1 protein-coding gene is annotated in these 2,798 nt (G+C 70.5%); it reads right to left on the bottom strand.

The genetic code is table 11. The annotated features are described in order from the left end of the window. Positions 1-2,798: condensation domain-containing protein (locus IE182_RS31450; protein WP_190113409.1), on the bottom strand; the 2,798-nt coding region annotated here is incomplete at both ends.

Genomic DNA, 2,798 nt, shown 5'->3' with positions numbered 1-2,798 from the left:
CCGACGGGCGCGGGACGCAGGGCTGCGTCGAGGACGTAGGTGCGGGTGTTCCACACCGGCTGCCCGATCGGCACGGTCGTGGCGTGGGAGGTGGGGGTGGTGGTGTGGGCGGTGACGTCGACGGAGGCTTCGGTGGGGCCGTAGAGGTTGTGCAGCCCCACTCCCGGCAGCAGGCCGTGGAACCGCTGGACGGCATCGGCCGGCAGGGCTTCGCCGGAGCAGACGACATGACGCAGCCCGGTGCAGGCAGCGGCGGTGGGCTCGGCGAGGAACGCCTGCAGCATCGACGGCACGAAGTGAACCGTCGTGATGCCCGCGTCCTGGATCAGACGGGCGAGGTAGGCCGGGTCCTTGTGGCCTTCGGGCTTGGCCAGGACCATGGTCGCGCCGGTGCGCAGGGGCCAGAAGAACTCCCACACCGAGACGTCGAAGCCGGACGGGGTCTTCTGCAGAACCCGGTCGGACGCGTCCAGTGCGTACTGGGCCTGCATCCATTCCAGACGGTTGTGGATGCCCTCGTGCCCGACCACAACACCCTTCGGACGGCCGGTCGAACCCGACGTGAAGATCACATAGGCCGGGGCGTTGACGGGCAGCACACGCCCGGGAGCGGTCCCGGGCCGGTTCGCCGCCCGGCCTTCCGCACCGTCCAGCAGCAGACGCTCGACGCCCCCGTCCGGCAGGCGCCCGGCGACATCGCTCGTGGTCAACACCAGCGCCGGCCCGGCATCCTCCAGGATCCAGCCGATGCGCTCCGCCGGGTAGTCCGGATCCACGGGAACGTACGCGGCACCGGCCTTGAGCACCGCGTACAGCGCGATCACCAGCTCCAGCGAACGCGGTGCGGCCACCGCCACGAAATCACCCGCAGCGACACCACGAGCGATCAGCTCGTGAGCGAGCCGGTTCGCACGGGCATTGAGCTCGGCGTAGGTCAGCGAGTGTCCTTCGAAGACCACCGCGACCGCGTCCGGCGTCCGGGCCACCTGGGCCTCGAACACCCCCGGCAACGTGCCGGGAACGACCTCACGGTCCGTGGCGTTCCACTCACCCAGCACACGAGAGCGCTCGGCCGCGGGCAGGAGCTCCAGCCGGCCCACGGGCTGCTCGGTCTCTTCCGCCAGCGCGCGCAGCAGAAGGCGGAGCTGCTCCCCGATGGTGGCCACCTGCCCGGCGTCGAATACGTCGGGGCGGTAGTCCAGGCGAAGGTGGAACGAGAGGTCGTCCTGGGAAGCGATCAGGCTGAGCGGGTAGTGCGTGGCGTCCCGGCTGGTTCCGGAGACGATGTTCAGTCCCTTGTTGTTCTCCTCCAGCGCGTCGTCGTCGATCGGGTAGTTCTCGAACACCACGAGGGTGTCGAAGAGTTCGTTGTGCCCGGTGAGCCGCTGGACGTCGTTGAGGCCGATGTGGTGGTGCGGCAGCAGGTCGGTCTGCCGTCGCTGGATGCGCTCGACGAGGGCGCCCGTGCTCTCGTCGGGGTCGAGCGTGACCCGGACGGGCAGGGTGTTGATGAACAGGCCGACCATGGACTCGATGCCGGGGATGTCCGCGGGGCGGCCGGAGACGGTGGCGCCGAAGACGACGTCGTCCCGTCCCGTCAGGTGGCCGAGGAGCAGGGCCCATGCCGACTGCACGAGGGTGTTGGACGTGACGCCGAGCCGGCGGGCCTGCGCGAGCAGCTTCGCCGTTTCGTCCTGGTCCAGCTCGACCACTGCCCGCTCCGGGAGCACGGCCCCTTGGCCCTGGGCGCGGCCGCCCAGCAGGGTCGGCTCCTCCAGGCCGTCGAACTCACGGGCCCAGGCGGCCTCCGCCTCCGTGCTGTCCTGCTCGGTGAGCCAGGCGAGGTAGTCGCGGTACGGGGTCACGCGGGCGAGAGCGGAGTCGTCCCCGCTCGCTCCGTAGAGCGCGAACAGCTCGTCCACCAGGATCGGTGTCGACCAGCCGTCCAGCAGGATGTGGTGGTTGGTCACCAGAAGGCGGTGACGGTCCGGTGCCTCGGTGAAGAGGGTGAAGCGGATCAGCGGGGGTCGGGTCAGGTCGAAGCGGCGGACGCGGTCCTCCGCCGCCAGGCGGTCCAGCTCCTGTCGCCGTTCCGCCTCCGGCAGGCCGCTGAGGTCCACCTCGGTCCACGGCACGTCCACCCGGCGGGAGACCACCTGGACCGGATCGCCGTTCTCACGGGAGTGGAAGCCGGCCCGCAGGTTGTCGTGGCGTGCGAGCAGCGTGGCGGCCGCCTGCTTCATGGCCTTGACGTCCAGGTCGCCTTCGAAGTCGAAGGCCATCTGCACGGAGTAGACGTCGGAGCCCTCCTCGTCGTACAGGGCGTGGAAGAGCAGGCCCTGCTGCAGGGGCGCCAGCGGAAGGACGTCCGCCGGCTCCGGCTGCTTCGCCGCCAGGCCGTCGATCTCGTCCTGCGTCAGCGCGACGAGGGGGAAGTCGGACGGGCTGTGTCCGCCGGCGCCCGGCCCCCCGGCGTGGGCGACGATCGCCCGCAGAGCGCGGAACCACATCTCGGCCAGGTCCCGGACATCGGCCTCGGAAAGCAGCTCCTGCGGCCAGGTCCAGGCCGCCACCAGGAACGGACCACCGTCTGTGGTGTCGGCTGTGAGGGCGCTCAGCTCCAGGGTGTGCGTCAACCTGCCGTTCGGGTCCCTGCCGTTGCCCGTGTCCGTGTTGGCGGACAGCTCCCAGTCCGAGGTCGCCGCATGCTCGTCGACCACGTCGAAGCGGCCGAGGTAGTTGAAGCTGATCTGGGGTGTGGGCAGGGCGGCGAGGGTGGGTGCGGTGTCCTGGTTGAG

This window comes from Streptomyces cinnamoneus (assembly GCF_014650495.1).
Classification (GTDB): domain Bacteria; phylum Actinomycetota; class Actinomycetes; order Streptomycetales; family Streptomycetaceae; genus Streptomyces; species Streptomyces cinnamoneus.
Note: the sequence above shows the minus strand (reverse complement) of the source record. Positions and strands in the feature narration are given on the sequence as shown.